The 25,970-nt window shown below is 69.9% G+C and carries 22 protein-coding genes; 10 read left to right on the forward strand and 12 right to left on the reverse strand.

The annotated features are described in order from the left end of the window. Positions 1-856 precede the first annotated feature (856 nt). Positions 857-1,651 (reverse strand): WecB/TagA/CpsF family glycosyltransferase, encoded by a 795-nt coding sequence (locus CRP55_RS25535; RefSeq protein WP_097322674.1) that lies wholly within the window; start codon positions 1,649-1,651, stop codon positions 857-859. 62 nt (positions 1,652-1,713) lie between these two features. Here CRP55_RS25535 and CRP55_RS25540 point away from each other — a divergent pair, with 62 nt between their 5' ends. The 4 genes from CRP55_RS25540 (at position 1,714) to galT (ending at position 5,492) form a co-directional block, all read left to right on the forward strand. Beyond that, complete coding sequence (locus CRP55_RS25540; RefSeq protein ID WP_097322675.1) at positions 1,714-2,646, forward strand: sulfotransferase family protein; 933 nt, start codon at positions 1,714-1,716, stop codon at positions 2,644-2,646. Continuing rightward, the gene (locus tag CRP55_RS25545; RefSeq protein ID WP_097322676.1) at positions 2,643-3,557 is read left to right on the forward strand and encodes a glycosyltransferase family 2 protein; all 915 of its coding nucleotides are present in this window, start codon (positions 2,643-2,645) and stop codon (positions 3,555-3,557) included. Before CRP55_RS25540 ends, CRP55_RS25545 begins: the two co-directional genes overlap by 4 nt. Before the next feature lie 70 nt (positions 3,558-3,627). Then, positions 3,628-4,404 carry a DeoR/GlpR family DNA-binding transcription regulator gene (locus tag CRP55_RS25550; protein WP_097322677.1) on the forward strand — a complete coding sequence of 259 codons (777 nt, stop codon included), beginning with the start codon at positions 3,628-3,630 and terminating at the stop codon, positions 4,402-4,404. Beyond that, on the forward strand, positions 4,401-5,492 hold the full coding sequence (gene galT, locus CRP55_RS25555; RefSeq protein WP_097322678.1) for a galactose-1-phosphate uridylyltransferase: 1,092 nt from the start codon (positions 4,401-4,403) through the stop codon (positions 5,490-5,492). Before CRP55_RS25550 ends, galT begins: the two co-directional genes overlap by 4 nt. 332 nt (positions 5,493-5,824) lie before the next feature. Here galT and CRP55_RS25560 read toward each other — a convergent pair whose 3' ends face one another. After that, positions 5,825-7,039 carry an NADP-dependent isocitrate dehydrogenase gene (locus tag CRP55_RS25560; protein ID WP_097322679.1) on the reverse strand — a complete coding sequence of 405 codons (1,215 nt, stop codon included), beginning with the start codon at positions 7,037-7,039 and terminating at the stop codon, positions 5,825-5,827. A gap of 157 nt (positions 7,040-7,196) precedes the next feature. Between CRP55_RS25560 and CRP55_RS25565 the strand changes: the two genes are divergently transcribed. Together CRP55_RS25565 and CRP55_RS25570 are read left to right on the forward strand one after the other, a co-directional pair. Further along, positions 7,197-8,825 (forward strand): alkaline phosphatase D family protein, encoded by a 1,629-nt coding sequence (locus CRP55_RS25565; RefSeq protein WP_097322680.1) that lies wholly within the window; start codon positions 7,197-7,199, stop codon positions 8,823-8,825. A 71-nt stretch (positions 8,826-8,896) separates the two neighbouring features. Then, positions 8,897-9,685: an MBL fold metallo-hydrolase gene (locus CRP55_RS25570; protein ID WP_097322681.1), complete on the forward strand. Its 789-nt coding sequence runs from the start codon at positions 8,897-8,899 to the stop codon at positions 9,683-9,685. A 176-nt stretch (positions 9,686-9,861) separates the two neighbouring features. On the opposite strand, the gene mdh is transcribed toward CRP55_RS25570, so the two are convergent. From mdh to purN, 4 genes are all read right to left on the reverse strand, one after another. Further along, the gene (mdh, locus tag CRP55_RS25575; RefSeq protein ID WP_097322682.1) at positions 9,862-10,812 is read right to left on the reverse strand and encodes a malate dehydrogenase; all 951 of its coding nucleotides are present in this window, start codon (positions 10,810-10,812) and stop codon (positions 9,862-9,864) included. 184 nt (positions 10,813-10,996) lie between these two features. Further along, entirely contained in the window at positions 10,997-11,593 is a 597-nt protein-coding gene (locus CRP55_RS25580; RefSeq protein ID WP_097322683.1) for a pentapeptide repeat-containing protein, read from the reverse strand. A gap of 6 nt (positions 11,594-11,599) precedes the next feature. Beyond that, complete coding sequence (gene purH, locus CRP55_RS25585) at positions 11,600-13,168, reverse strand: bifunctional phosphoribosylaminoimidazolecarboxamide formyltransferase/IMP cyclohydrolase (protein ID WP_097322684.1); 1,569 nt, start codon at positions 13,166-13,168, stop codon at positions 11,600-11,602. After that, entirely contained in the window at positions 13,165-13,782 is a 618-nt protein-coding gene (gene purN / locus CRP55_RS25590) for a phosphoribosylglycinamide formyltransferase (RefSeq protein ID WP_097322685.1), read from the reverse strand. Before purN ends, purH begins: the two co-directional genes overlap by 4 nt. Positions 13,783-13,927: 145 nt before the next feature. Between purN and CRP55_RS25595 the strand changes: the two genes are divergently transcribed. Further along, the gene (locus tag CRP55_RS25595) at positions 13,928-14,272 is read left to right on the forward strand and encodes a DUF4190 domain-containing protein (RefSeq protein ID WP_097322686.1); all 345 of its coding nucleotides are present in this window, start codon (positions 13,928-13,930) and stop codon (positions 14,270-14,272) included. 39 nt (positions 14,273-14,311) lie between these two features. On the opposite strand, the gene CRP55_RS25600 is transcribed toward CRP55_RS25595, so the two are convergent. The 5 genes from CRP55_RS25600 to icmB form a co-directional block, all read right to left on the reverse strand. Beyond that, positions 14,312-15,781 (reverse strand): cell division protein PerM, encoded by a 1,470-nt coding sequence (locus CRP55_RS25600; protein WP_245923370.1) that lies wholly within the window; start codon positions 15,779-15,781, stop codon positions 14,312-14,314. Positions 15,782-15,878: 97 nt separating this feature from the next. Next, positions 15,879-16,760 carry a succinate--CoA ligase subunit alpha gene (gene sucD, locus CRP55_RS25605; protein ID WP_097322687.1) on the reverse strand — a complete coding sequence of 294 codons (882 nt, stop codon included), beginning with the start codon at positions 16,758-16,760 and terminating at the stop codon, positions 15,879-15,881. 4 nt (positions 16,761-16,764) lie between these two features. After that, positions 16,765-17,943 carry an ADP-forming succinate--CoA ligase subunit beta gene (sucC, locus tag CRP55_RS25610; RefSeq protein ID WP_097322688.1) on the reverse strand — a complete coding sequence of 393 codons (1,179 nt, stop codon included), beginning with the start codon at positions 17,941-17,943 and terminating at the stop codon, positions 16,765-16,767. A 219-nt stretch (positions 17,944-18,162) separates the two neighbouring features. Next, positions 18,163-18,735, reverse strand: coding sequence for a hypothetical protein (locus CRP55_RS25615; protein ID WP_097322689.1), 573 nt, complete (start codon positions 18,733-18,735; stop codon positions 18,163-18,165). Between the two features lie 261 nt (positions 18,736-18,996). Further along, positions 18,997-19,401, reverse strand: a complete 405-nt coding sequence (icmB, locus tag CRP55_RS25620) for a coenzyme B12-dependent isobutyryl CoA mutase small subunit (protein ID WP_097322690.1) — start codon at positions 19,399-19,401, stop codon at positions 18,997-18,999. Positions 19,402-19,792: 391 nt separating this feature from the next. Between icmB and CRP55_RS25625 the strand changes: the two genes are divergently transcribed. Continuing rightward, positions 19,793-20,530, forward strand: a complete 738-nt coding sequence (locus CRP55_RS25625; RefSeq protein ID WP_097322860.1) for a M23 family metallopeptidase — start codon at positions 19,793-19,795, stop codon at positions 20,528-20,530. A 159-nt stretch (positions 20,531-20,689) separates the two neighbouring features. Further along, positions 20,690-21,547 carry a M23 family metallopeptidase gene (locus CRP55_RS25630; RefSeq protein WP_179855335.1) on the forward strand — a complete coding sequence of 286 codons (858 nt, stop codon included), beginning with the start codon at positions 20,690-20,692 and terminating at the stop codon, positions 21,545-21,547. On the opposite strand, the gene pcrA is transcribed toward CRP55_RS25630, so the two are convergent. Beyond that, the gene (pcrA, locus tag CRP55_RS25635) at positions 21,544-23,934 is read right to left on the reverse strand and encodes a DNA helicase PcrA (RefSeq protein ID WP_097322691.1); all 2,391 of its coding nucleotides are present in this window, start codon (positions 23,932-23,934) and stop codon (positions 21,544-21,546) included. The genes CRP55_RS25630 and pcrA overlap by 4 nt on opposite strands. A gap of 202 nt (positions 23,935-24,136) precedes the next feature. Between pcrA and CRP55_RS25640 the strand changes: the two genes are divergently transcribed. Further along, positions 24,137-25,960 carry a bifunctional metallophosphatase/5'-nucleotidase gene (locus tag CRP55_RS25640; protein ID WP_097322692.1) on the forward strand — a complete coding sequence of 608 codons (1,824 nt, stop codon included), beginning with the start codon at positions 24,137-24,139 and terminating at the stop codon, positions 25,958-25,960. The last annotated feature ends 10 nt before the right edge of the window (positions 25,961-25,970 follow it).

The raw sequence follows: 25,970 nt of genomic DNA on the forward strand, positions 1-25,970 counted from the left end.
TGGGGTCTCGCCCAGCGCCACGGCCTCAAGCTCATGCGGCTACGTTTCGAGCAGAGCACCGCGCCACAGATCGGCGCTCAGAGGCCCGACACCGCCGCCCGGTCCACATCGGAGCGTCTCCAGAGCCGAGCTCAGTCGCCGGAGCACTCACGGCCCGCCGCAGCAGCTGCCCCGCACCCGCAGGAAACCCCGAGCATCACCACAGCTCCGCAGCCACACGAGAGCCCAAGCAGCACCGCAGCTCCAAAGGAACAGGTGACGCCGCGCAATGCCGCAGCCCCGCAGCCCCAAGAGATGCCACGCAACGCCGCAGCCCCGGAGCCGCAGGAGGCGCCGCTCAACGCCGCAGCCCTCGCAACCACAAGAGGCGCCGTGCAATGCCACAGCTCCGCAACCACAAGAGATTCCGTGCATGGCCGCAACCCTGCAACCACAAGAGACGCCGCGCGATGCCGCAGCTCCGCAGCTGCAAGATAGTTCCAGCGCTGCCGCCGCTTCACAGTCTCCGGAAAGGCCGAGCGGCCGCGAGAAGCGGGGATCGTTGGCGCGGCTCCGCGGCCGCCGAAGGCGTCGAGCATCGCGGGCATGCCACAGCGGGTCGTCTCGTCCGGCGGCTCGCCGGCCGGCGGAGGATCCGAGCGTCGTGCGCCGAGACGTCGGTCACCGGTGGACGGCGAAATTCACGACCAAGCTGCGGCTAATCACACGGACGGCGAAAACGGCCAGGCAAAGGGGGCGGAAAATTAGCTCTGCGATCGAAGTCTGCCAAGAATGCACTTGGTGAAGATGGCCACCGAACCATACGCCTGCGGAATGGGCCACGGCAATTTGTTTGGCGGCGTCGAATGGAGTCACATCAGCGGGCTCGTGCTCGCTGGCCGGGGGCCTGGGCCAGCAGGCGCAAGGCATAGGGGGCGTCGTGTCGTAAGTAGCGGCCGGCCAAGCGGCGGGGCTCGGTGCCGAGGCGGTGAGCCCACTCGAGGCCGGTGCGCTGCATCCAGCGTGGGGCCCGTTCGATGTCGCCGGCTACGAAGTTGACGGCGGCGCCGCAACCGATGAACCAGGCCTGGGGCAGCAGGGCGCGGAGGCGGGTGATCATGCGTTCTTGTTTGGGGTAGCCGAGGCCCACGAAGACCAGGTCGGGGTCGGCGCCGGCGATTTTGGTGCAGTAGTCCTCGTACAGCAACGGGTCCCGGTCGAAGCCGAACGGCGGGCAGAGCGTGCCCGCTACGCGCAAGCCCGGGCATTCGCCGGCCAGCTTGTCGGCGGCCCGGGTGGCTCCGTCCTTCTCGTTGCCTTCGGCGGGGGCGCCGCCGATCACGTAGATCGAGCGGTGGTCGCGGCCCAAACCCTCCGACAGCGACCAGATCAGGCTGCTGCCGGCCACCCGCTCGGGGAGCGGCTGCCCTCCGAGGCGGCTGGCCCACACCAGGGGCATGCCGTCGGCGACGATCAGGTCGGCGTCGTTGAGGTGGCGGCGGCATTCGGGGTCGCCTTGGGCGCGGCGCAGGATGTCGATGTTCGGCGTGATGATCCGGCCGCCTCGGCCCCGGGCCAGGCAGTCGCGTACGACCGCCACGACCTCCGCCTCCGTGATCCGGTCGATGCCCGTCCCGTCCAGGTGGACGCGGTCGAATGCCTCGATTGTCACGCAACGCCTCCTTCGCGCTTGTTCGCTCGTTATAGGAGCGAAACGAGCGAAGGTGGGCAAGAGTGGCACGCGTGGTATTTCTGGGTGGATTAGGACGAAGTGGGACAACGCTCGTCGAACGTCTGCTCGGTCAACTGCCCGGGGTGTGCGCGCTCGGTGAGGTCGTCCACCTCTGGCAGCGCGACATCCGCGACGACGAGCGGTGCGGCTGCGGCGCCCGGTTCTCGGGCTGCGCGTTCTGGCGCCGGGTCGGCGAGCGGGCCTTCGGCGGGTGGAACCACGTCGACGTCGACCGGGTGCACGCCCTGCGCGACGCCGTCGAGCGCACCCGGCACATCCCCCGGCTCGCCACCGCCGCCGAGGCACCGCCGGAGGTGCACGAGTACGCGGACTTCTACGCCCGCGTCTATGCCGCCGCGGCCGAGGTGTCCGGGGCCGAGGTCGTGGTCGACTCCTCCAAGCATTCGGCCCTCGCCCACGTGCTGCGCTGGGCCGGCGACATCGACCTGCGGGTGGTGCACGTCGTTCGCGATGCGCGCGGGGTGGCGTACTCCTGGACCAAAAGGGTCTCCCGGCCGGAGACCGACGGCGCCGAGGAGATGACCCGCTACTCCCCCGGCCGCTCGGCGATGCTCTGGAACGCCCACAACGCCGCGTTCGGGCTGCTCGCCAAGCGTGGCGTGGCCGTGCACCGGCTGCGCTACGAGGAGTTCCTCGCCCACCCGCGCTCGGAGCTGCTGAAGATCGGCGACTTCGCCGGGCTCCGGCTCCGCCCCGGCGATCTGGCGTTCCTGGGCAACGGCTACGCCGATCTGGGCGTCGGGCACAGCGCGGCCGGCAACCCGATGCGCTTCACCGTCGGGCGCCTGGAGCTGCGCCGCGACGACGCGTGGGTGAGCTCCCTGCCCGCCAAACAGCGTCGCCTGGTCGGAGCGGTGTGTGCGCCGATGCTCCGGGCGTACGGATATCCGCTTCTGAAAGAGGAGAGTCGATGAACTGGCCGTCCGTCGGTGTCGTCATCCCCACCCGGAACCGGCCCGAGCTGGTCCGCAAGGCCATCGCCTCGGTGCGCGACCAGCGCTATCCGGGCGAAATCAAAGTCTTGGTGGTGTACGACCAGACCGAGCCCGACTACCTGCTCGCCGCGACCGAGGGCGTGCAGGTCCTGGTGCTGACCAACTGGCGTACGTCCGGCCTGGCCGGCGCCCGCAACACCGGCATCCTGGCCCTGGACACCGAGTACGTGGCCTTCTGCGACGACGACGACCAGTGGCGCCCGGACAAGCTGCGCCGTCAGGTGGCCGCGCTGCTGGCCGACCCGGACGCCGAGTTCGCGACGTGTGCGATCGAGGTCGAGTACGAGGGAAAGACCACCGCCCGGCTGGCCGGGCGCAGCCGGGTCACGGTCGACGAGCTGGCCCGCTCGCGGATGGCCATGCTGCACTCGTCGTCGTTCCTGATCCGCCGTACGGCGCTGGCCGAGGACGCGATCGGCCTGGTCGCCGAGGACGCGCCGGGCAGCCAGAACGAGGACTGGGATCTGCTGCTGCGGGCCGCCCGCCGGGCGCCGATCGTGCATCTGGACGAGCCCCTGGTCCGGGTGTTGTGGGGCCGGACCTCGCATTATGCGTACGAGTACGCGACGAAGATCAGCTCTCTGCGCTGGATGATGCAGCGGCACCCGGAGATCAGCGGCTGCCGTCCGGGCGCGGCCCGCGTCTACGGCCAGCTCGCCTGCTGGTCGGCCGCGACCGGCAATCGCAGTCAGGCGTGGCAGTTCAGCAAGGAAGCCGTGCGGGCGAACTGGAAGGAGCCACGCACCGCGATCGCTCTCGCGGCCATGACCGGTGCGGTCAAGGTCGAGAACGTCCTCTCGGCTCTGCACAAGCGCGGCCGAGGTATCTAGCAACACTCTTTCGGTCACGCCCGATCACAAGGTAGTGTTCGGGCGTGTTCGAATTAGTGCGGATCCTCTGATGCTGGCGCAGCAGCGCCAGGCCGCCATCCTCGACCGGGTCCGGGCCGCCGGCGGCGTGCGGGTCAGCGAGCTGGCCTCCGAGTACGGCGTGTCCGACATGACGATCCGCCGTGACCTGGAGTCGCTGGCCGATCGCGGCCTGCTCGCGAAGGTACACGGCGGGGCGACCACGGTCAGTCCCGGCTCCGCGCACGAGCCCGGCTTCGCCGCCAAGAGCGTGCGCCAGCGCGCCGAGAAATCCGCCATGGCCATGCGCGCCGCCGCCATGGTCTCCCCCGGCGACGCCATCGCGCTGTCCGCCGGCACCACGACGGCCGAGCTGGCGCAGCGCCTCGTCGACGTGCCGGAGCTGACCGTGGTCACCAATTCGATCCCGGTCGCCGACGTCTTCTACCGCGCCGGCCGCCCCGACCAGGCGGTGATCCTGACCGGCGGCACCCGCACCCCCTCGGATGCCCTCGTCGGCCCGGTCGCGGTGGCCGCGATCGGCGCCCTCCACCTCGACATGCTCTTCCTGGGCGTGCACGGGATGAGCGAGCGCGCCGGATATACGACGCCGAACCTCATGGAGGCCGACGTCAACAAGGCCCTCGTCAAGGCGGCCGAGCGTCTCATCGTGCTCGCCGACCACACGAAGTGGGGCACCGTCGGCATCAGCTCGATCGTCCCGCTGGAACGGGCCCACGTGCTGATCACCGACGACGGGCTGGACGAGGAGGCCCGTGCATTGCTGAGCGAAACAGTTCCAGAACTTGTGATGGTGAGTGGCCAGTGACCTTCAAGAGCCGCACGGCGATCCGTCTCTCCGACGGCCGTGAGCTGATCTACTTCAACGAGGGGGAGGGCTCGTACCGGGCCGAGCACCCGGACACCCGCACCCTTCCGGCGCCGCCGCACACCTCGCATTTGCGCTACGACCCGCTGGTCGACGAGTGGATCGCGATCGCCGCCCACCGGCAGACCCGCACCTTCCTGCCGCCGAGCGACGCCTGCCCGCTCTGCCCGACCACGCCGTCGTTCGCCAGCGAGATCCCGGCTCCCGACTACGACGTGGTGGTCTTCGAGAACCAGTTCCCGTCGTTCAGCGACCGGGTCTCCCCGGACGAGGTTCAAGAGATCAACCCCATGGTTCCCGTACGCCCTGGCGTGGGCCGTTGTGAGGTCGTGTGCTTCACCAGCGACCACAACAGCTACTTCGGCGCGCTCACACCGGCCCGCGTTCGCACGGTCGTGGACGTGCTCGCCGACCGTACGGCCGAAATCTCGAAGTTGCCCGGTGTGGCCCAGGTCTTCCCGTTCGAAAATCGGGGCGTCGAGATCGGCGTGACGCTGCACCACCCGCACGGGCAGATCTACGCGTACCCGACCGTGCCGCCGCGCACGAAGCTGATGCTGGCGGCGGCCGCCAAGCACCTCTCCAGCACGGGAAATGATCTCTACACCGACGTGCTGGCGGCCGAGCGCGAGCAGGGCACGCGGATCGTCGGCGCCAACGAGCACTGGACGGCGTTCGTGCCGGCCGCGGCCCGCTGGCCGTTCGAGGTGCAGATCGCGCCGAACCGCAAGGTGGCCGACATCCCGGCCCTGTCGGACGCCGAGCGCGATGCCTTCGGCCCGCTCTACCTGGAGATGCTGAAGCGCTTCGACGGTCTGTTCGGCAAGCCGATGCCGTACATCTCGGCCTGGCACCAGGCGGTCGTCGGCGAGGGCCGCGACCTGGGATATCTGCACCTTCAGCTGTTCAGCATCCGGCGCGCCGCCGACAAGCTGAAGTACCTGGCCGGCTCCGAGTCGGCGATGGGCTACTTCGTCAACGACATCGTCCCCGAGAGGGCCGCGCAGCTGCTGCGCGAGGCCGCGTAAGTCTTCCCTTCCTCGCTCTCGCCTTCTCGTCTTCACAGGAGAACGAGGCCTTCGGGGCGGGAGAAGAGGGGCGGGGGTCCCGGGACAATGGGACCCCCGCTGGGAAGGGACGGCAGGCGCAAAGGTGGGTGCGCCTACGTGGCCGCATCGCCGACGAGAGAACCGATCGGCGCCCGGGACAAGGCAGCCGGATCGGTGGGCGACCCCTCGGCGTCGCGCGGCCCATCCGTTCTGTCAAGAGAAACGACGCCCGTACCCACTGGTTACGGATCTAAACATCACAGGGCCGCCCGCGTTTTGCAAAACGCGGGCGGCCCTGTGATGATGCGAGATCAGGCGAGCTTGCGGGCCAGGTTCTCGTCGAGCGCGTTCATGAACTCGTCGGTCGAGAGCCACGGCGCGTCCCGCGAGATGAGCAGCGCCAGGTCCTTGGTCATCTGACCGCCCTCGACGGTCTCGACACAGACCTTCTCCAGCGTCTCGGCGAACTGGGTCACCTCGGGGGTGCCGTCCAGCTTGCCGCGGTGCTTGAGGCCACCGGTCCAGGCGAAGATCGACGCGATCGGGTTCGTCGACGTCTTCTCGCCCTTCTGCCACTGCCGGTAGTGCCGGGTGACCGTGCCGTGCGCGGCCTCGGCCTCGACGGTGTTGCCGTCCGGGGTCATCAGCACGGAGGTCATCAGGCCGAGCGAGCCGAAGCCCTGGGCCACGGTGTCGGACTGCACGTCACCGTCGTAGTTCTTGCAGGCCCAGACGTAGCCGCCCTCCCACTTGAGCGCGGCCGCGACCATGTCGTCGATCAGCCGGTGCTCGTAGGTGAGGCCGGCCGCCTTGAACTGGTCGGCGAACTCGGTCTCGAAAATCTCCGCGAAAAGATCTTTGAAACGGCCGTCGTACGCCTTGAGGATCGTGTTCTTGGTGGACAGGTAGACCGGGTAGTTGCGAGCCAGGCCGTACCGGAACGAGGCGCGCGCGAAGTCGCGGATCGACTCGTCGTAGTTGTACATCGCCATCGCGACGCCACCACCCGGGTAGTCGGCGACGTGGAACTCCATCGGCGCCGAGCCGTCCTCGGGGGTGAACGTGACGGTCAGCTTGCCGGCGCTGGGCACCACGAAGTCGGTGGCCTTGTACTGGTCGCCGTGGGCGTGACGGCCGATGATGATCGGCTTGGTCCAGCCCGGCACCAGCCGCGGCACGTTCTTCATGATGATCGGCTCACGGAAGACGACGCCGCCGAGGATGTTGCGGATGGTGCCGTTGGGCGACCGCCACATCTTCTTGAGGCCGAACTCCTCGACGCGGGCCTCGTCCGGGGTGATCGTCGCGCACTTGACGCCGACGCCGTGACGCTTGATGGCGTTGGCCGCGTCGATGGTCACCTGGTCGTCGGTCTCGTCGCGGTACTGGATCGACAGGTCGTAGTACTCGAGGGGGACATCGAGGTAGGGCAGGATCAGCTGCTCCCGGATCTGCTTCCAGATGATCCGGGTCATCTCGTCGCCGTCGAGCTCCACCACCGGGTTAGTGACCTTGATTTTCGCCATTCGGCCGGCGCTCCTCTCCCATGTTTTTAGCAGTACGAGCGTACTGCAGGGCCGTCGAAGATCATCTGTCGCCCCCGGACCGGGATTTACCCCGATCGCCCCAACCAGTTTGCCCGCTTGTCGGCGGCCTGTATCGCAAACCCGGTGGCATCGAAGAATGTCATTGAATCAGCCGATCGGCCGTCGACTGCTCCTCTCCGCCGCTGCGGGCGCCGTCGCCACCGGACCACTTCTGGTCAACCCCACGGCGGGGTACGCCCACACGAGCACCACGCTTCCTTCGGACGTCTTCGGGCTCGGCGTGGCCTCGGGCGACCCGCTTCCGGACGCGGTGGTGCTGTGGACCCGCCTGCACGGCGCCATCCCCGACCGCGCCGTGCCGGTCGAATGGGAGATCGCGGCCGACCCGCTCTTCCGCCGGTCGCGCCGCTCCGGGGTCACCGCCGCCCGGCCCGCGCTGGGCCACTCGGTGCACGTGGACGTACGCGGGCTGCGGCCGGACACCGAATATCACTACCGCTTCCGCGTCGCCGGCCAGATCTCGCCGACCGGGCGCACACGCACCGCGCCCGCCGCGGCCTCGAAGCTGCGACACCTGCGGTTCGCCTTCGCCAGCTGCCAGGACTACCAGGCCGGCTTCTACACCGCCTATCAGCACCTCGCGGCCGAGGACCTGGCGTTCGTCGCGTTCCTGGGCGATTACATCTACGAGGGACCGAGCAACCCGGCCGCGGTGCGCCAACACGAGGGCAGCGACGAGCCGTACACATTGGAGCAATACCGCAACCGCCACGCCCAGTACAAGACCGACCCGGACCTTCAGGCGGCGCACGCCGCCTTCCCGTGGATCGTCACCTTCGACGACCACGAGGTCGACAACAACTGGGCCGACGAGATCCCGCAGGACCCCGCGCTGCAGACGCCGTCCGCGTTCCGAGCTCGGCGGATCGCCGCCTTCCAGGCCTATTACGAGCACATGCCGCTGCGCCGCTCGTCGCTGCCGCACGGGCTCGACATGCAGATCTACCGCCGGTTCCGGTTCGGATCGCTGGCCAGTGTGCACGTGGTCGACACCCGGCAGTACCGCAGCGACCAGCCGGCCACGCTCGAGGCGGCCCAGGACCCGGCGCTGAGCATGACCGGCCCCGAGCAGGAGAGCTGGCTGGTCAACGGGCTGCGCCACTCCGGCGCCCGGTGGAACCTGCTCGCCAACCAGGTGATGTGGGCCCAGAACGACCGCAAGGCCGGCCCCGAGCAGGTCTTCGACTTCGACAACTGGGACGGGTACCGCGCCCAGCGCACGCGGCTGCTCAAGCTTTTCCGCGAGGTCGGCAACCCGGTCGTGCTGACCGGCGACCGGCACTGCACGTGGGTGAGCGACCTGCGGCCGAACTTCGACGATCCGTCGACACCGGTCGTCGGCGCCGAGATCACCGGCACGTCGATCACCTCGGGCGGCAACGCGAACACGGCGTCGTTCCATGCCACCTACGACCCGATCATGGCGGAGAGCCCACACTGGCGCTACATCGACAACCAGCGCGGATACGTGGTCTGCGACGTCACTCGCGAGCGCATGGTGAGCAGCCTCCGGCTCGTGGACACCGTCTGGGCCCCGACCGCCACGGTCCGCACAGCAGCGGATTTCGTGGTGGAGTCGGGCCGCCCGGGCATCGCCGAAGTGATCGAATCCGCGACCTCCACGCCAAGGGCCGCCTCCTCCCCCACCCAGGGTGGGACACCGCGCGCCTTCGACGTTACCGACGACCAGGGCCTCGATCGCTAGCTGTCCACAGGGCCGGAAGTTATCCACAGAGGGGGCGCGGGCCGGCCCGCGTCCCCGGCAGAATCGCGGGCATGCCTGTCACCCACGCCGTCGGACGGCTCACTGTCATCGCCCTCGAGGACGCTGAAGGGCCCTTCTTCATGCCCCGGGCCGAGGCGTTTCCCGATGCCACGGCCGAGCAGTGGGCGGCGGCCGACGCGGCCGATCCGGCCGCGGTGACGGCTGAGGGCGAGTGGTGGCTGCGCTTTCGGAGTTATGCGGTGCGGGCCGGGGACGGGCCGGTCACGCTGGTCGACGCGGGCATCGGGCCGGCCGGGTCGCTGGCGGCCGACTGGGCGCCGGTGCCGGGGCGGCTGCCCGGCGAGCTGGCCGCGGCCGGCATCGATCCGGCCGAGGTCGAGACGATCGTGCTGACCCATCTGCACAACGACCACATGGGCTGGGCCGTCCCACGCGACTCGCCGTTCACGGCGGCGCGGGTGGTCGTGCAGCGGGCCGACGTCGCTCTCTACGAGGCCAACCGCGACCAGGCCGGCCAGTTCGACCTGCTGGTCGAGCCCCTGCGAGCCGAGGGTCGCCTCCACGAGCTCGACGGCGACCTGGCCCTGGCCCCGGGCATCCGGGTGGTGGCGACACCCGGCCACACCCCGGGCCACCAGTCCGTCCTGGTCGAGGACGGCGACGACAGCCTGCTCGTCGCCGGCGACATGCTCGTCCACGCCATCCAGCTCCTGCATCCGGAGCTGGCCTACGCCAGCGACTTCGACCCGGCCCAGGCCCGAGCCACCCGTCAGCGTGCCTTGAAGGCGGTGAAAGCGGTCGCCGTGTCGCACTTGGGCGAGGCGTTCCGGCAGGCGTGAGCGCGCCCAGGTCCGCGCGGTCGAAGCCCGAGCGGCAGCGACCGTGAGTGGACCGCTCGGGTCGGACCACTGTTGCTCGCGCGCCAGGGGCGGCGCCGGTGCGGTTGGGCCGGTCAGACGCGCGTACAAGAAAAAGCCGGGACCAAAGACGGCCCCGGCTTTATCGCAACGATGGATCAGAGGGTGGCGACGTCCGCCTGCTTGGCGCGAACGGCCTCGGCGGCCTCCTTGAGGCCGGCGATCTCGGAGTCGGTGAGCTTCTCCTCGACGACCTGCTTGATGCCCTCGGCGCCGATCTTGGCCTCGACGCCCAGGTAGACGCCGGAGATGCCGTACTCGCCGTCGACCCAGGCGCAGACCGGGAGGACCTCGCCGGAGTCCTCGACGACGGCCTTGGCCATGCGGGCGGCGGCGGCCGACGGGGCGTAGTAGGCCGAGCCGGTCTTGAGCAGGGCGACTACCTCGGCGCCGCCGTTGCGGGTGCGGACGACGAGCTCCTCGATCTTGTCCGCCGGGAGCAGGTCGGACAGCGGCTTGCCGTCGACCGTGCAGCGCGACGGGACCGGGACCATGGTGTCGCCGTGCGAGCCGAGGGTGAGCGCCTTGACGCTCTTCACCGGCACGGCCAGCGTCTCGGCGATCGAGTTGGTGAAGCGGGCGGTGTCGAGCACGCCGGCCTGGCCGAAGACCCGGTTCTTGGGGAACTGAGTGGCGAGCTGGGCCAGCGCGGTCATCTCGTCGACCGGGTTCGAGACCACGATGACGACGGCGTTCGGCGCGTACTTGGCGATGTTCTCGGCCACCTGGCGCACGATCTTGGCGTTGACCTCGAGGAGGTCCATGCGGCTCATGCCGGGCTTGCGGGGCAGGCCGGCGGTGACCACGACGACGTCCGAGCCCTCGATGGCCTCGTAACCCTCGCCGTTGGGGCCGGTGGTGACGCCGACGACCTTGGTCTCGAAGCCCTCGATCGGCCGCGACTGGTTCATGTCGAGCGCCAGACCGGCCGGCTTGCCGTCGATGATGTCGGTGAGCACCACGGTGTCGAAGATGTCGTACTCGGCCAGACGCTGTGCAGTCGTGGACCCGTAGAACCCGGCACCTACGACGGTTACCTTCTTGCCCATAGCTCTATCCACTCCCAATGAGGATTGTTCGCGACGGTGGAGACCAGGGAGTCTCACCTACGCACGTAGAGGGTTGCGGTGGGTCGCGAACAACCCTCAGTCTCGGGACACTTTTTGCGAACGTATCAGTCGGTTAACGCCACGTTTCGGCCTGGTCGGCTTAACGCGAAGTAAGCCACTCTTCTCATTCCCCCACCACGGCGCCGTACGCGGCGGCGAACTGGACCGCCTGCGCGATATCGATCTTGGCGCCGGTGAGGTCGACGCCTCTGAGCTGCACGCCGTCGAGGTCGGCGCCGCGCAGGTCGGCGCCCTTGAGCACGGCGTCGGTGAGCCGGGCGTTGGACAGGTCGCAGCCGCGCAGGTCGGCCCGGGTCAGGTCGGCGCCCATCAGGTCGGCCTCCCGCAACCGTAAGCCGGACAGGCCGGCGCCGGTGAGGTTCTGGCCGCGCAGGTTGACGAACCCCCAGTCGCCGCCCTCGACCCTGATCGGCCGCAGGCCGCAGTCGATGAACTGGGTGCCGGTCAGCTTGCAGCCGGTCAGCGTCGCGTCGAAGAACGAGCAGCGCCGCGCCGTCGACTGCATGATGGCCACGCTGTCGAGCACGGCCGCGTTGAAGCGCACGTTGCCGAAGGTGCAATTGGTGAAGACGCAGCCGACCAGGCGCGCCTCCGACCAGTCGACGTCGTGGAAGGCGCAATCCTCGTACCGGACGCCGACGACCTCCTCGAGCGCCCAGTCGGCGCCCGAGAAGGTCCGGTCCTGCACGAGGTCCGTCACGAAGACTCAGCCGTGGTAGAAGTGCCGCGTCCCGGTCAGGTAGACGGTCATCCCGGCCTTCTCAGCGGCCTCGATGACCAGGTTGTCGCGGATGGAGCCGCCCGGCTGCACAACCGCCTTGACGCCGGCCGCGATCAGCACCTCGAGCCCGTCCGGGAACGGGAAGAAGGCGTCGGAGGCGGCCAGACTGCCCTTGGCCCGGTCGGCGCCGGCCCGGTTGACCGCGAGGTGGGCCGAGTCGACCCGGTTGACCTGGCCCATGCCGACGCCGACGGTGGCGCCGTCCTTGGCCAGCAGGATCGCGTTGCTCTTGACGCTGCGGATCGCCCGCCAGGCGAACGCCAGGTCGGCCAGCTCGTCCGCGGACAGCGCGGCGCCGGTCGCGAGCTCCCAGTTGGCCGGGTCGTCGCCGGGCGCGTCGATGCGGTCGGGCTGCTGCACGAGCGCGCCGCCGCCGACCAGCTTGACCTCGGCCGGCGCCGGGCTCCAGGCCGGGGCGACCAGCACGCGCAGCTTCTTCTTGCCCTTGAAGATCTCGAGGGCGCCCGCCTCGTACGACGGCGCGACGATCACCTCGGTGAAGATGCCGTCGAGCTGCTTGGCCATCGCCTCGGTGACCTCGCGGTTGACCGCGATGACGCCGCCGAACGCCGAGACCGGGTCGCAGTCGTTGGCCTTGCGGTGAGCCTCGGCCACGTCGGCGCCGACCGCGATGCCGCACGGGTTGGCGTGCTTGATGATGGCCACGCACGGCTGGTCGAAGTCGTTGGCGCTGCGCCAGGCGGCGTCCGCGTCGACGTAGTTGTTGAACGACAGCTCGCCGCCGTGCACGAGCTCGGCCTGGGCCAGCCCGGCCGGGGCGCCCGCGTCGACGTAGAGGGCCGCCTGCTGGTGCGGGTTCTCGCCGTAGCGCAGGGTGTTCTGCTTCTTCAGCGCGATGCCGGTGAACTCCGGCCAGCCGGTCTCGCCGACCAGGGTCGTCGCGGTCCAGTTGGCCACCGCCACGTCGTACTCCGCGATGTCGGCGAAGGCCCGCGCCGCCAGCGCCTTGCGCTGCGTCAGGGTGAAGCCGCCGACTTCAAGAGCTTCGACAATGAGGGGGTACGCCTCGACGGCCGTCACGACCGCGACGGACGGGTGGTTCTTGGCCGCGGAGCGGACCATGGCCGGGCCGCCGATGTCGATCTGCTCCACGCACTCGTCGACGCTCGCGCCCGAGGCCACCGTCTGCGTGAACGGGTAGAGGTTGCTGACGAGCAGGTCGAACGGCTCGATCTCGAACTCGGCCAGTTGATGCTCGTGTGACGGCAGACGCAGGTCGGCCAGCAGGCCGGCGTGCACCCGCGGGTGCAGCGTCTTGACCCGGCCGTCCAGGCACTCGGGGAAACCGGTCAGCTCCTCGACCCGGGTCACCGGCACGCCGGCGCCCTCGACGGTCGAGGCGGTCGAGCCGGTGGAGACGATCTGCACCCCGGCCGCGTGCAGCGCCTGGGCGAGCTCGACCAGCCCGGTCTTGTCGTACACGCTCAGCAGCGCGCGACGGATCGGGCGGCGCCCCTCGGCAGTCGAACTCATGGAATGCGTACCTTCCTGTCCTGGATGGTCCAGCCCTCGCGAACCAGTCGGCCGACCCACTCGACGAGCTGGGCCCGCTCGGCCACCTTGATGCGCTCGGTCAGCGCCTCCTCGGTGTCGCCGTCGAGCACGGGCACCGCGACCTGGGCGATGATCGGGCCGGTGTCGACGCCGGCGTCGACGAAGAAGAGGGTCGCCCCGGCGATCTTCACGCCGTAGGCGAGCGCGTCGCGCGGGCCGTGGATGCCGGGGAACGACGGCAGCAGCGCGTTGTGCGTGTTGATGTAGCGGTCGCCGAAAGCGGCCAGGAACGCCGGGCCGACCAGCTTGAGGAAGCCGGCGGAGACGACCAGGTCGGGCTTGAACTCGGCGACATGGCTGGCGAGGGCCGCGTCCCAGTCGTCACGCGTCTCGTACGCCTTCACCGAGTCGACGAACGTCGGCACACCGGCGGCGGCCGCACGGTCGAGGCCGGCGATGCCGTCACGGTCGGCGCCCACCGCGACGACCTGCGCGCCGTAGGCGGGATCGGCGGTGGCCTCGAGCAGAGCCTGAAGGTTGCTGCCCGAACCGGAGACGAGGACGACCAGGCGGGCGGGCGCGGGGTCGGTCACCCGAGGAGCCTATCTCCGTGGTTGGTGCGCACCGACAACGGGTAGTGCCACCGGCACACGAAACCCCTGATCATCGGTTACGCTGCCGATTCTCAGGAATGCGAATCCGTCGCTTGCCAGCGCCATCTGTGACACTGGAGGACGCGTGACAACCCCACCCCCCTACTACGGCCCCCCGGCCGGTGACCCGGTCGGACCGCCGGCCGGCAACCAGAACACTCAGGGTCTCGTCGGCATGATTCTCGGGATCGTCGCGATCCCCCTGGTCTGCTGCGTATATCTCGGCATCCCGCTCGGCATCGCCGCCGCCATCGTGAGCTGGCTCGGCCTGCAGAAGGCGAACGCGGGCCGCGCCACCAACCGCAGCCAGGCGCTGACCGGGCTGATCTGCGGCGCCGTGGCCGCCGTGCTCGGCATCGGCCTGCTGATCTGGGCGCTCACCGCCGGTCAGAACATCAACTGGGAAGACTTCCAGAACAGCAACAACTGACCGTCGTACGAGAAAGGGCGCCCCGTGGGGCGCCCTTTGTCATGCCTCGGATCGTTTGAAGCGCCGGGCCGCGGCCGCGCCGATCGCCGCCGAGACGCCGACCACGGCCGTCGCGACCAGGCCGACCTGCCACGCGTCGGGCCCGATGGTGGCCATCCGGCCGTCGCCGAGCGGGCCGCCGGAGAAGTCGGCCAGCACGCCCAGCACGATTCCGGCGGCGGGACCGGCGATCAGGCCACCGCCGAGCAGGAGCGACCACGGAATGTCGGGGGTCTTCGGCTTGGGGGCGGGGCGGGTCGATCCGGGGCGGCGGCGGGCCTCGGGCGGCGGGGTCTGGTCGGCCTCGCGGTAGACCCGCAGGGTCAGCATCCAGCCGGCGGCCAGGCCGGCCAGCACGGGAATCGAGAGCAGGAGGGCGCCGACCGCGCCCATCGGGCCGTTCGGCAGGCCGGCCAGCAGCGGCAGGGTGGGCAGCGGCCCGACGGTCACCTCGGTCAGCCGCACCACCGATCCGGTGCCCAGGGCGAAGCCGGGACCGAGCAGATAAGCGGCCGCCCAGACCACGCCGTTGACCCCGTAGGCCAGGCTCACCAGGGTGATGCCGGCCTGACCGGCCACGCCGGTGTTGTACGCGGAGATCATGTCGGCCGCCTGACCGCCGCCGACCGCGACGGCGAGGCCGGTGACCGCGGCGCCGGCCGCGAGGATCAACAGCGCCGCGAGGACGCCTGTACGCAGCCCCTGCCGGAGAACCGCGGGCATGCCCCGCGCCCAGCGGGCCAGCGCCCCGGTGCCGCGCACGGAACCGGCGAAGGCGGCCAGGCCGCCGAGGACGAAGAAGTTGATCGCGGCCCGGCCGGGCGTGACCTCGGTGCCGCGGCCGTCGACCGCGAGCGCGGCCAGCGAGCCCAGCAGCGAATAGGTCAGGGCGATGGCGAACGCGACCGACAGGGCGCCGGCCGTGGAACCCGAGCGGCGGGCGCCGACGGCCCGGGTGACGTGCAGCCCGGCGCGCTCGAGCCGCCACAGGATCAGCGCGGTGAGCAGCAGCGGGGCCAGGCCGAGCGATCCGATCGAGGTGCCGATCGGCACGCCGTGCCCGAGCATCCAGCCGGCCAGGCCGGCGTGCGCGGCGCCGGCCAGGCCACCGGAGCCCTCGAGGGTGCGGGCGAGACCGATCACGGCGGCGACCGGCAGGTACGAGATCAGCGCGGCCCAGATCGTGGCGAAGCCGGCGGCCACCGGCAGCGGGGCCCGGCGGACCCGCTCGGGCGGCGGGCGGCGCTGGGTGGGCAGCTTGACGGTCTCGCGGTTGCCGAGCGCCTTCTCGTCGACCAGGACGGTTTTCTGCTCGACCGGCTCGGCGTGCTCGTCGTCTTCGCGCGCCGGATCGAAAGCTTCCGTGTGCCGCTCGATCGGCTCCGTGCTCCGCAGGATCGGGGCGTCCTGAACCGCCTCGGCGACCTTCGGGTCGTCCGAGTTCTCCGGGCGGTCGGGTGGCGTCGACATCGCGAACTACTTTTCCACGCCGGAGGCGGACCAGCGCTGTAGATACGACGGCGCGCCGTCAATCAATTGACGGCGCGCCAACATGCGTACAGAAAAATCAGCTCATGACTTCGCGCATGAGGCGGGCGGTCTCGCTCGGCGTCTTGCCGACCTTGACCCCCGCGGCCTCGAGCGCGGCCTTCTTGGCGTCCGCCGTGCCGGCCGAACCCGAGATGATCGCGCCGGCGTGACCCATGGTCTTGCCGGGAGGCGCGGTGAAGCCGGCGATGTAGCCGACGACCGGCTTGGTGACGTTCGCCTTGATGAACTCGGCGGCCCGCTCCTCGGCGTCGCCACCGATCTCACCGATCATGACGATGGCGTCGGTCTCCGGGTCGTCCTGGAACGCCTTGAGAGCGTCGATGTGCGTGGTCCCGATGATCGGGTCGCCACCGATGCCGACGGCGGTCGAGAAGCCGAAATCGCGCAGCTCGTACATGAGCTGGTAGGTCAGCGTGCCGCTCTTGCTGACCAGGCCGATGCGGCCGCCCGGGGTGATGTCGGCCGGGATGATGCCGGCGTTCGAGGCGCCGGGCGACGCGATGCCGGGGCAGTTCGGCCCGATGATCCGGGTCTTCTGGCCACGGTCGATGTTGTACGCCCAGAAGGCGGCCGAGTCCTGCACCGGCACACCCTCGGTGATCACCACGGCGAGCGGGATCTCGGCGTCGATCGCCTCGACCACGGCCGACTTGGTGAACGCCGGCGGGACGAAGATGACCGACACGTCGGCACCGGTCTCCTTCATCGCCTCGGCCACCGTCGCGAAGACGGGGAGCTCGGTGCCGTCGAAGTCGACCTTGGTGCCGGCCTTGCGCGGGTTGACACCGCCGACCACCTGGGTGCCGGCGGCGAGCATCCGCTTGGTGTGCTTGGAGCCCTCCGAGCCGGTGATGCCCTGGACGATGACCTTCGAGTCCTTGGTAAGCCAGATCGCCATTACGTCACTTCCCCGCAGCCGCGAGCTCGGCGGCGCGCTCGGCCGCTCCGTCCATCGTGTCCACCCGCTGCACCAGCGGGTTGTTCGCTCCGTCGAGGATGGCCCGGCCGGCCTCGGCGTTGTTGCCGTCGAGGCGCACCACGAGCGGCTTGGTGACGGTCTCGCCGCGCTCGGCGAGCAGGGCCAGGGCCTGGATGATGCCGTTGGCGACCGCGTCGCAGGCGGTGATGCCACCGAAGACGTTCACGAAGACCGACTTGACGGCCGGGTCGCCGAGGACGATCTCGAGGCCGTTCGCCATCACCTGGGCGCTGGCGCCGCCGCCGATGTCGAGGAAGTTGGCCGGCTTGACGTTGCCGTGCTTCTCACCCGCGTAGGCCACCACGTCGAGGGTGGACATGACCAGGCCGGCGCCGTTGCCGATGATGCCGACCTCGCCGTCCAGCTTGACGTAGTTGAGGTTCTTGGCCTTGGCCGCCTGCTCCAGCGGGTCGACCGCGGACTGGTCGACCAGCGCCTCGTGGTCGGGGTGCCGGAACCCGGCGTTCTCGTCCAGGGTGATCTTGGCGTCGAGCAGGAGCACCCGGCCGTCGCCCACCTTGGCCAGCGGGTTGACCTCGACCAGGGTGGCGTCCTCGGCCACGAAGGCCTGCCACAGCTTCACCGCGATGTCGACGATCTGCTCGGCGACCTCGGCCGGGTACTGGGCCGCGGCGACGATCTCACGGGCCTTGGCCTCGTCGACACCCTTGCTGGCGTCGATCGCGATCTTGGCGACCCGCTCGGGCTGCTCCTCGGCGACCGTCTCGATCTCCATGCCGCCGGCGACGCTGGCGATGCAGAGGAAGGTGCGGTTGGCCCGGTCGAGCAGGTAGGAGAGGTAGTACTCCTCCTTGATGTCGGCCGTCTCGGCCAGCATCACCTTTCCGACCGTGTGGCCCTTGATGTCCATGCCCAGGATGTCGGTCGCCCGGGCCTCGGCCTCGTCCGCGCCGTCGGCCAGCTTGACGCCGCCCGCCTTGCCGCGGCCGCCGACCTTGACCTGCGCCTTGACGACGACCTTGCCGCCGAGCCGCTCGGCGATCGCCCGGGCCTCCTGCGGGGTCTCGGCGACGCCGCCGCCCAGCACGGGCAAACCGTGCCGTTCGAACAGGTCACGCCCCTGATACTCGAACAGGTCCACGTGTCTCCTTTCGCTCGCGACGCCAAGCGCCGGCAAGCCGCACCGTTGCGTCCCGACCTGTGTGCGCGCGGCGAACTTCTCGACGTCGCCGGCGTGAAGAATGTCCGGCCCTGCGGGGCCTTCATTCGCAGACTAGCGACCTGAACGGGTGCTCCGAAGGCGCGGGTGCGCGGTGTGCAAGACCACACACCCGGGGCACGAGTGGCTTGTGTTACGCAGTCATGCCAGCGGTACCCGTTGGTTCGCGAAATAGGCGACCGCCCGGAGGATCTCGGCCTCTTTCTTGTCCGCGAAGGTCAGCGTGGCGGTGAGCCCGCTGCCGAAGAACAGGTTCAGCTGGCTCGCGTCCACCGCCGTGAACGAGCCCAGGCGGTCGTTCAGGCGCGGATCACGTGGGTGCACGACCAGCATCTTCTCGAGGAACCAGCGCCGCCGGCTGATCAGCCCGATGTGTTCCCAAGGCAGCCAGACGGCCTGCCCCCGGGTCGGCCGGGTCTTGATCCAGAGGCCGGCCGGTCCGGCCGCGAGCACCGGGCCGCCGCTGGCGACGAGCCAGACGATGCCGCCGACCAGGAGGAAGTAGAGGATCCCGATCACGACCGGGACGGCGACCAAGGCCCCCCAGTTGACGTCGTCCTCGCCGAGACCCGCCAGTCCGAACAAGCAGAGCGTGAACAGCCAGATGAAGACGCTGGAGGCGCCGGCGAGGCCGAGGCGCTTGGCGAGATGAGGGCGGACGACGAAGGGCTGGTCGTCGGGGATGCGCTTGACGACGGGGTACGGGGTGGTCACACGAGCCTCTTGGAGCGGGAGCGGGGTGGGGCCGCGACAGGCTAGACCACTCGGGTGACGCCGGCGTGATTTCCCCCGTAACCCCCTTTTGGGGGCGTCGTTGATTGTGGTGTCGGAGCGCTACGGCGCACCGGCGCGAAGGCGGCCGATGCCCTGTCGGTCGAGGGGTGGCGGCGGGGCATCGTGCATAGAGAGGCCGGACGTGTGAGGGGTGCGTCCGGCCTCTCCCCTTGCCTTGGCTGCTGCTACCATTCCCCCTGGTCAAGCCACCGGGGATGAGACATTGGCGCGTACCCATTCGACGATGGACGCGGTAGTGGCTCCCGGAGTGAAGATGTGCGCCACTCCCAGCTTTTCCAATTCGGTGATGTCATCGGCCGGAATGATGCCTCCGCCGAATACGACGACATCGCTTGCGTCACGCTCCGCCAGCAGTTCGATTACGCGGCGGAACAATGTCATGTGCGCGCCGGACAGAACGGACAAACCGATCGCGTCGGCGTCCTCCTGAATGGCGGTCTCGACGATCTGCTCCGGCGTCTGGTGCAGGCCGGTGTAGACCACTTCCATGCCCGCGTCGCGCAGCGCGCGAGCCACCACCTTGGCCCCGCGGTCGTGCCCGTCCAGCCCGGGCTTCGCTACGACGACCCTGATCCGTGCCTGCATCCTGACCCTCCGTGCCGCTGACCGCGATGTCACCTGAACGAACGGTAACCCGCGCCGGGGCCGCGGGGTAGCGGCGGTCACATAACGATGATCACCCGGCGTGATGGGAAATGTATTCTGCGTCACCTTACTTTGTGCTTCTCAATCAATCACACCGCGTGTGCGAACAGTTCACCAGGGAAAGACCACGAATTCGGACATTCGCTGCGCAATACGGACCGGGAACTGTCAGCGAATTGGCGCTGCGACTTGTGACACGGCTGCCGTTTGGCTACCGTGGCTCCCGGCTGTCAACCGGTTAACGCCGATCCGACAGCACGGAAGACCTGGCCCACCGGCAATTAGGTGGGCACCGGGACGCCGACGTTTTGCCACCGACGGAGGGTTGTTCGTGCGCCAGCGCTTGTCGTCTGAGCCCGATCGCTATCGCGGCCGACGCCGCGTACCCACCCCTCCCCGCAGCCGCTACGCCGTCGCCGTCACCTCGGCCTTCGTCGGGGCCGGAGTCGTGGCCCTGGGCGCCGCGGCCAACATGCCGGACACCAAGCAGGTCGACACCGAGGTTCTCAAGAGCCTCCAGAGCGCGCAGGTCGCCGACGCCGTGGCCGACCGCGCCGCCGACGAGACCGCCGCCTCGCGAAGCGACAGCCGCGACTCGGCCGCCAAGCAGAACGTCAGCGCCGAGCAGGCCGCCGAGGACGTGTGGCTGCTCCCCCTCGACGACTACGTCTTCACCTCGCCCTACGGCGTCCGGTGGGGCAAGCTGCACGCCGGCATCGACCTGACCGCCCCCGAGGGCATGCCCTACAAGTCGGTGCACGCCGGCGAGGTCACGCAGGCGGGCTACAACGGCGGCTACGGCTACTCGGTCACGGTCAAGAACGACGACGGCACCGAGGTCATCTACGCGCACTCGCGCCGCGTCCTGGTCAAGGCGGGCGACAAGGTCAAGGCGGGCCAGGTGCTGGGCGAGGTCGGCAACACCGGCGCCTCGTACGGCGTGCACCTGCACCTCGAGATCCACGTGGGCGGCGCCCCGACCGACCCGATCCCGTTCCTGCGCGAGCGCGGCGTCGACATCAAGCTCCAGGTCGAGTCGGTATATGCCGGCATGGCCGCAGCCTCCTGAGGTTCTGACCTCCTACCCCGGAGTCACTCTCCTTAACGTCCAGGTGCCGTGTGGTTGCCGGCCGGTAGGCGTTGCGTTCCCAATCAGCACGGCGGCTCAGTGCCCGCCCCGGTGGGCCGACAGGCAGATGTCGGTCACCAACTGGGGAGGTCTTGCCGCGTGCCGAATCGAGCTGAGTCCCTCGGCGGACGTCACCGCCGGGAGACGGTCCGCCGGCACGTCGCCCTGCCCCTCGCCCTCGCCAGCCGCCGTACGCGCAACGCGGCCCTGACCGTGGCCCTGGGCGTCGCCCTCGCCACCGGCATCACCGGCGGGGTGGCCGCCGCGGCCTCGTCCTGGCAGGACAAGCCGGCCGACCGGGTCTCAGCCGCCGACTTCGGCAGCGGCGACCTCGTCACCGGCGACCTCGGCAGCGGCGACCTCGTCACCGGCGACCTCGGCAGCGGCGATCTCGGTAGTGGAGACCTCGGTAGCGGCGATCTCCTCGCCGGCGACCTCGGCAGCGGTGACGATTACGCGCCGGGCGACATCGCTGTGCAGTCGGCCGGGCAGAAGACGCGGCCCAAGCCGGTCGTCGTGGCCGCCGCGGCCCCGAAGGTGGCCGCCGCGCCCGGCGCGGCCTGGGTCAACCCGAACCCGGCGGGCCGGGTGACCTCCTGCTACGGCCAGCGCTGGGGCCGGCTGCACGCGGGCGTCGACATCGCGGGCCCGCACGGCTCACCCATCCTCGCCGCCGGCGCCGGCGTGGTAGTGCGCGCGGGCGCGGCCGCCGGATACGGCAACGCCGTGCTCATCGACCACGGCAACGGCTATCTCACCCACTACGGGCACATGTCCGTGATCGCCGTGCGGGCCGGCCAGCACGTCGCAGCCGGCGAGCGGATCGGCGACGAAGGCTCGACCGGGCACTCCACCGGCCCCCACCTGCACTTCGAGGTGCACGCGGGCAGCTACAAGAACCCGATCGAGCCCACCCGCTGGCTGCACGAGCACGGCGTACAGCTGCCCGGCTGTTAGATCTTCTCGATCGGGGCGTGCCGGAGCACGAGCCACATCACCTGGTCGCCGAAGTCGATCTGGGCCCGGGCGCCCGGGCCCTGCCCCTCGACGGTGACGACCCGGCCGAGGCCGTAGCGCTGGTGGTTGACCCGGTCGCCGGCCGACACCTTGGGCGCCTGGGGCAGCTCGCTCGCGGTCGAGAGCTTGCTGCCGTCGATGCCGAGGCGGCTCGCGAGCTGCTGTGCCTTCGGGGTGCCACCGGAGAAGCCGCCACCGCGGGAGCGGTCGCCACCGGACCGGCCGCCCACGCCGCCGCCCGTGCCGGACCATGAGGTGTAGTTGCCGGCGGTGCGCTCCCAGCGGATCAGCTCGGGCGGAAGCTCGGCCGTGAAACGCGACGGCGGGTTGTACTGCGGCTGGCCCCACGCGCCGCGGGTGACCGCGCGGGAGAGGTAGAGCCGCTGGCGGGCGCGGGTGATACCCACGTACGCCAAACGCCGCTCCTCCTCGAGCTCGTTGTTGTCGCCCAGGGCCCGGGTGTGCGGGAAGACGCCGTCCTCGAGGCCGGTCAGGAAGACCACCGGGAACTCGAGGCCCTTGGCCGTGTGCAGCGTCATCAGCGTGACCACGCCCTGATGGTCGGGGTCGTCGCTGGGGATCTGGTCGGCGTCGGCCACCAGCGCGACCTGCTCGAGGAAGCCGGCCAGGGTCGCCGCCGGGGCCTCACCCTCCTCCGCGTCCTCGGCCTGGGCCTCGACGCGCTCGGTGTACTCGCGGGCGACGCTGACGAGCTCCTGAAGGTTTTCCACCCGGCCCTGATCCTGCGGGTCGAGGCTCTCCTCCAGCTCGGAGAGCAGGCCGGAGCGCTGGAGCACCGACTCGAGCACCTCCTCGGGCGGCGCCGTGCGCGACAGCTCACGCAGGTCGTCGAGGAGCTGGACGAAGTCGCCGATGCTGTTGGCGGCGCGGGTCGAGATGCCCGGCGCGTCCTTGGCGTGGCGCAGCGCCTGGCCGAACGAGATGCGGTCGCGGGCCGACAGCGCCTCGACGCAGGCCTCGGCGCGGTCGCCGATGCCGCGCTTGGGGGTGTTGAGGACGCGGCGGATGCTCACCGTGTCGTCGTCGTTGACCACCGCGCGCAGATATCCCAGCGCGTCGCGGACCTCCTTGCGCTCGTAGAAACGCACCCCGCCGACCACCTTGTAGGGCAGGCCGACCCGGATGAACACCTCCTCGAACACACGCGACTGCGCGTTGGTGCGGTAGAAGACGGCGACGTCGCCCGGGCGGGCCTCGCCGCGGTCGGTGAGGCGGTCGATCTCGCGGGCCACCCAGTCGGCCTCGGCGTGCTCGGTGTCGGCGACGTAGCCGACGATCTGCTCGCCCGCGCCCTGGTCGCTCCAGAGCCGCTTGGGCTTGCGCGACGTGTTGCGGTCGATCACCGCGTTGGCCGCCGACAGGATCGTCTGGGTGGAGCGGTAGTTCTGCTCCAGCAGGATCGTGCGGGCGTCGGGGTAGTCACGCTCGAACTCGAGGATGTTGCGGATGGTGGCGCCGCGGAACGCGTAGATCGACTGGTCGGCGTCACCGACCACGCACAGCTCCCCGGGCGGGACGTCCCCGTCCTTCTCACCGACGAGAGCCTTCACCAACATGTACTGCGCGTGGTTGGTGTCCTGGTATTCGTCGACGAGCACGTGGCGGAAGCGGCGGCGGTAGGTCTCGACGACGTGCGGGTGCGACTGGAACAGGTGCACGGTCGCCATGATGATGTCGTCGAAGTCGAGCGCGTGCGCCTCGCGGAGACGGCGCTGATAGAGCTCGTACGCCTCGGCGATCGCTCTTTCGTTGGGGCCCTTGGCCTTCTCCTTGAACTCCTCGGGCTCGATCAGCTCGTTCTTGAGGTTGGAGACCTGGGCGGCCAGGCCGCGGGCCGTGTACCTCTTCGGGTCGAGGTCGAGCTCGCGGACCACGAGCTGCATGAGCCGGCGCGAGTCGTCGGCGTCGTAGATGGAGAAGGTGCTCTTGAGCCCGGCGTGCTCGTGCTCGGCGCGCAGGATGCGGACGCACGCGGAGTGGAAGGTCGAGACCCACATCAACCGGGCACGTGGGCCGACGAGGTGGGCGACCCGCTCTTTCATCTCGCCGGCGGCCTTGTTGGTGAAGGTGATCGCGATGATCTCGCCGGGGTGCACGTCGCGCGCGGCCAGCAGATAGGCGATGCGATGGGTCAGCACCCGGGTCTTGCCCGAGCCGGCGCCGGCCACGATCAGCAGCGGCGAGCCGGCGTGGGTCACGGCGTCGCGCTGAGGGCCGTTGAGGCCGGTCAGCAGCGACTCGGGGTCGAGCCCGCGCGGTTTGGGGCGCGGGGGTCTCGGCGCCTCGGGCTCCCGCACAGCGGGCATCGCGAACAGGGCACCGTCGGAGGTTTCAGAGGAAGGTCGCATCGCGGGGGCAAGTCTATGCCGACCCACCGACAAGAATCGCCGTCGTCCACCGGGGGCCCGAGTTATCCACAGGTTTCGGCGAAGCGGTAGCGCGCACGACCGTCGATGCACCAGGCTGTCGGGGTCGGCCGCCTCTCACCTTGATCGGGAGTTGAGCACTATGGACCGTTTACGCCATCTCGCCATCCCGGCCCTGGCGCTCGCCGTCGTCGCCGGCCTGCCCCTCGCGCGGCCCACACCGAGCGCCGCCGCGCCGCCGGAGTTCGCCCCGGTGAGCGTCTCGACCGGCCTGCACAAGGGCGCGGCCGTCAAGGGACAGTTCCTCAGCTACAACGACTTCCACGGCGCGATCGACCCGCCGAGCGGGAGCGGCGCCGTGGTCAACGCGTCCGGCACGAGCACGCCCGCCGGCGGCGTCGAATATCTGGCGACCTATCTCAAGAAGCTGCGCGCCGAGGCCAAGGCCGAGGGCCGCCAGACGCTGACCGTCGGCGCGGGCGACCTGATCGGCGCCTCGCCGCTGGTGAGCGCGGCCTTCCACGACGAGCCGACGATCGAGCTGATGAACCAGGTCGGCCTCCAGGTCAGCTCGGTCGGCAACCACGAGTTCGACGAGGGCGTCGACGAGCTGATCCGCATGCAGCGCGGCGGCTGCCACCCGGTCGACGGCTGCCAGGACGGCGACGGCTTCGGCGGGGCCAAGTTCACCTATCTCGCGGCCAACACCATCGACAACAAGACCGGCCTGCCGATCCTCCCGCCGATCGACATCAAGCTGGTCAACGGCGTGCCGGTCGGCTTCGTCGGCATGACCCTCGAGGGCACGCCCGGCATCGTCAACCCGGCCGGCATCAAAAACGTGCACTTCACCGACGAGATCCAGACCGCCAACAAGTGGGGCAACGTCCTCAAGCTGTTCGGCGTGAAGGCCCAGGTGCTGCTCGTGCACGAGGGCGGCTCGCAGGGCACGGCCACTCCGGCGCCGGGCGTCTCCGACTGCACCAACTTCTCCGGGCCGATCGTGCCGATCGTGGCCGGGCTCAACCCCGAGTTCGGCCTGGTCGTCTCCGGGCACACGCACCGCTTCTACTCGTGCACGCTGCCCAACAAGAACGGCACGTCGGTGGTGACCAGCGCCGGCACCAACGGCCAGCTGATCACCGACATCGACTACACGCTCGACAAGCGCAGCGGCCGGTTCGCCGAGATCACCGCGAAGAACGTGATCGTCGAGAACGGTGTGGCCGACGGGCAGGGCGGCTGGAAGAAGGACGCGAACGGCGTCTATCTGAAGAACCCCGACACGGTCGACCCGGGCGCCAAGAAGATCGCCGACAAATACCGTACGGCGGTCGCGCCGATCGCCAACCGCGTCGTCGGCTCGATCACGGCCGACATCACCCGGGCCGCGACGCCGGCCGGTGAGAGCCCGCTCGGCGACGTGATCGCCGACGGTCAGCTGGCGTACACCAAGGCGGCCGGCGCGCAGATCGCGCTGATGAACCCGGGTGGCATCCGGGCCGACTTCGACGCCGAGGCGTCGAGTGGGGGCGAGGCCAACGGCCAGGTGACGTATGGCGAGGCGTTCACCGTCCAGCCGTTCAACAACCTGGTGGTGACGCAGACCTTCACCGGCGCCCAGATCAAGACGGTGCTGGAGCAGCAGTTCGCCGGCTTCCAGGGGCAGACGACGAACAAGATCCTGCAGGTGTCGGCCGGCTTCACGTATACGTGGAGCGCCTCGGCCGCGCTCGGCTCGAAGGTCTCGAACCTGGCCCTCAACGGCACGCCGATCGACCCCGCCGCCTCCTACCAGGTCACCACGAACGACTTCCTGGCCAACGGTGGCGACGGCTTCAGCGCCCTGACCGCCGGCACCGGCCGCACGACCGCCCCCGGCTTCGACATCGACGCCCTGGTCGCCTACCTGGGAGCGGCCCCGGTCGCCCCCGGCCCGGCCAACCGCATCAGCACCACGGCCTGACCCGGGCCGG

Source organism: Paractinoplanes atraurantiacus, assembly GCF_900215205.1.
Classification (GTDB): domain Bacteria; phylum Actinomycetota; class Actinomycetes; order Mycobacteriales; family Micromonosporaceae; genus Actinoplanes; species Actinoplanes atraurantiacus.

What these genes read in the sequence shown, in the direction of transcription:
- CRP55_RS25545 (WP_097322676.1), top strand. Translation starts at nt 2,643, where the DNA reads ATGAACTGGCCGTCCGTCGGTGTCGTCATCCCCACCCGGAACCGGCCC.
- CRP55_RS25550 (WP_097322677.1), top strand. Translation starts at nt 3,628, where the DNA reads ATGCTGGCGCAGCAGCGCCAGGCCGCCATCCTCGACCGGGTCCGGGCC.
- CRP55_RS25560 (WP_097322679.1), bottom strand. Translation starts at nt 7,039, where the DNA reads ATGGCGAAAATCAAGGTCACTAACCCGGTGGTGGAGCTCGACGGCGAC.
- CRP55_RS25565 (WP_097322680.1), top strand. Translation starts at nt 7,197, where the DNA reads ATGTCATTGAATCAGCCGATCGGCCGTCGACTGCTCCTCTCCGCCGCT.
- CRP55_RS25570 (WP_097322681.1), top strand. Translation starts at nt 8,897, where the DNA reads ATGCCTGTCACCCACGCCGTCGGACGGCTCACTGTCATCGCCCTCGAG.
- mdh (WP_097322682.1), bottom strand. Translation starts at nt 10,812, where the DNA reads ATGGGCAAGAAGGTAACCGTCGTAGGTGCCGGGTTCTACGGGTCCACG.
- purH (WP_097322684.1), bottom strand. Translation starts at nt 13,168, where the DNA reads ATGAGTTCGACTGCCGAGGGGCGCCGCCCGATCCGTCGCGCGCTGCTG.
- CRP55_RS25600 (WP_245923370.1), bottom strand. Translation starts at nt 15,781, where the DNA reads ATGTCGACGCCACCCGACCGCCCGGAGAACTCGGACGACCCGAAGGTC.
- sucD (WP_097322687.1), bottom strand. Translation starts at nt 16,760, where the DNA reads ATGGCGATCTGGCTTACCAAGGACTCGAAGGTCATCGTCCAGGGCATC.
- icmB (WP_097322690.1), bottom strand. Translation starts at nt 19,401, where the DNA reads ATGCAGGCACGGATCAGGGTCGTCGTAGCGAAGCCCGGGCTGGACGGG.
- pcrA (WP_097322691.1), bottom strand. Translation starts at nt 23,934, where the DNA reads ATGCCCGCTGTGCGGGAGCCCGAGGCGCCGAGACCCCCGCGCCCCAAA.
- CRP55_RS25640 (WP_097322692.1), top strand. Translation starts at nt 24,137, where the DNA reads ATGGACCGTTTACGCCATCTCGCCATCCCGGCCCTGGCGCTCGCCGTC.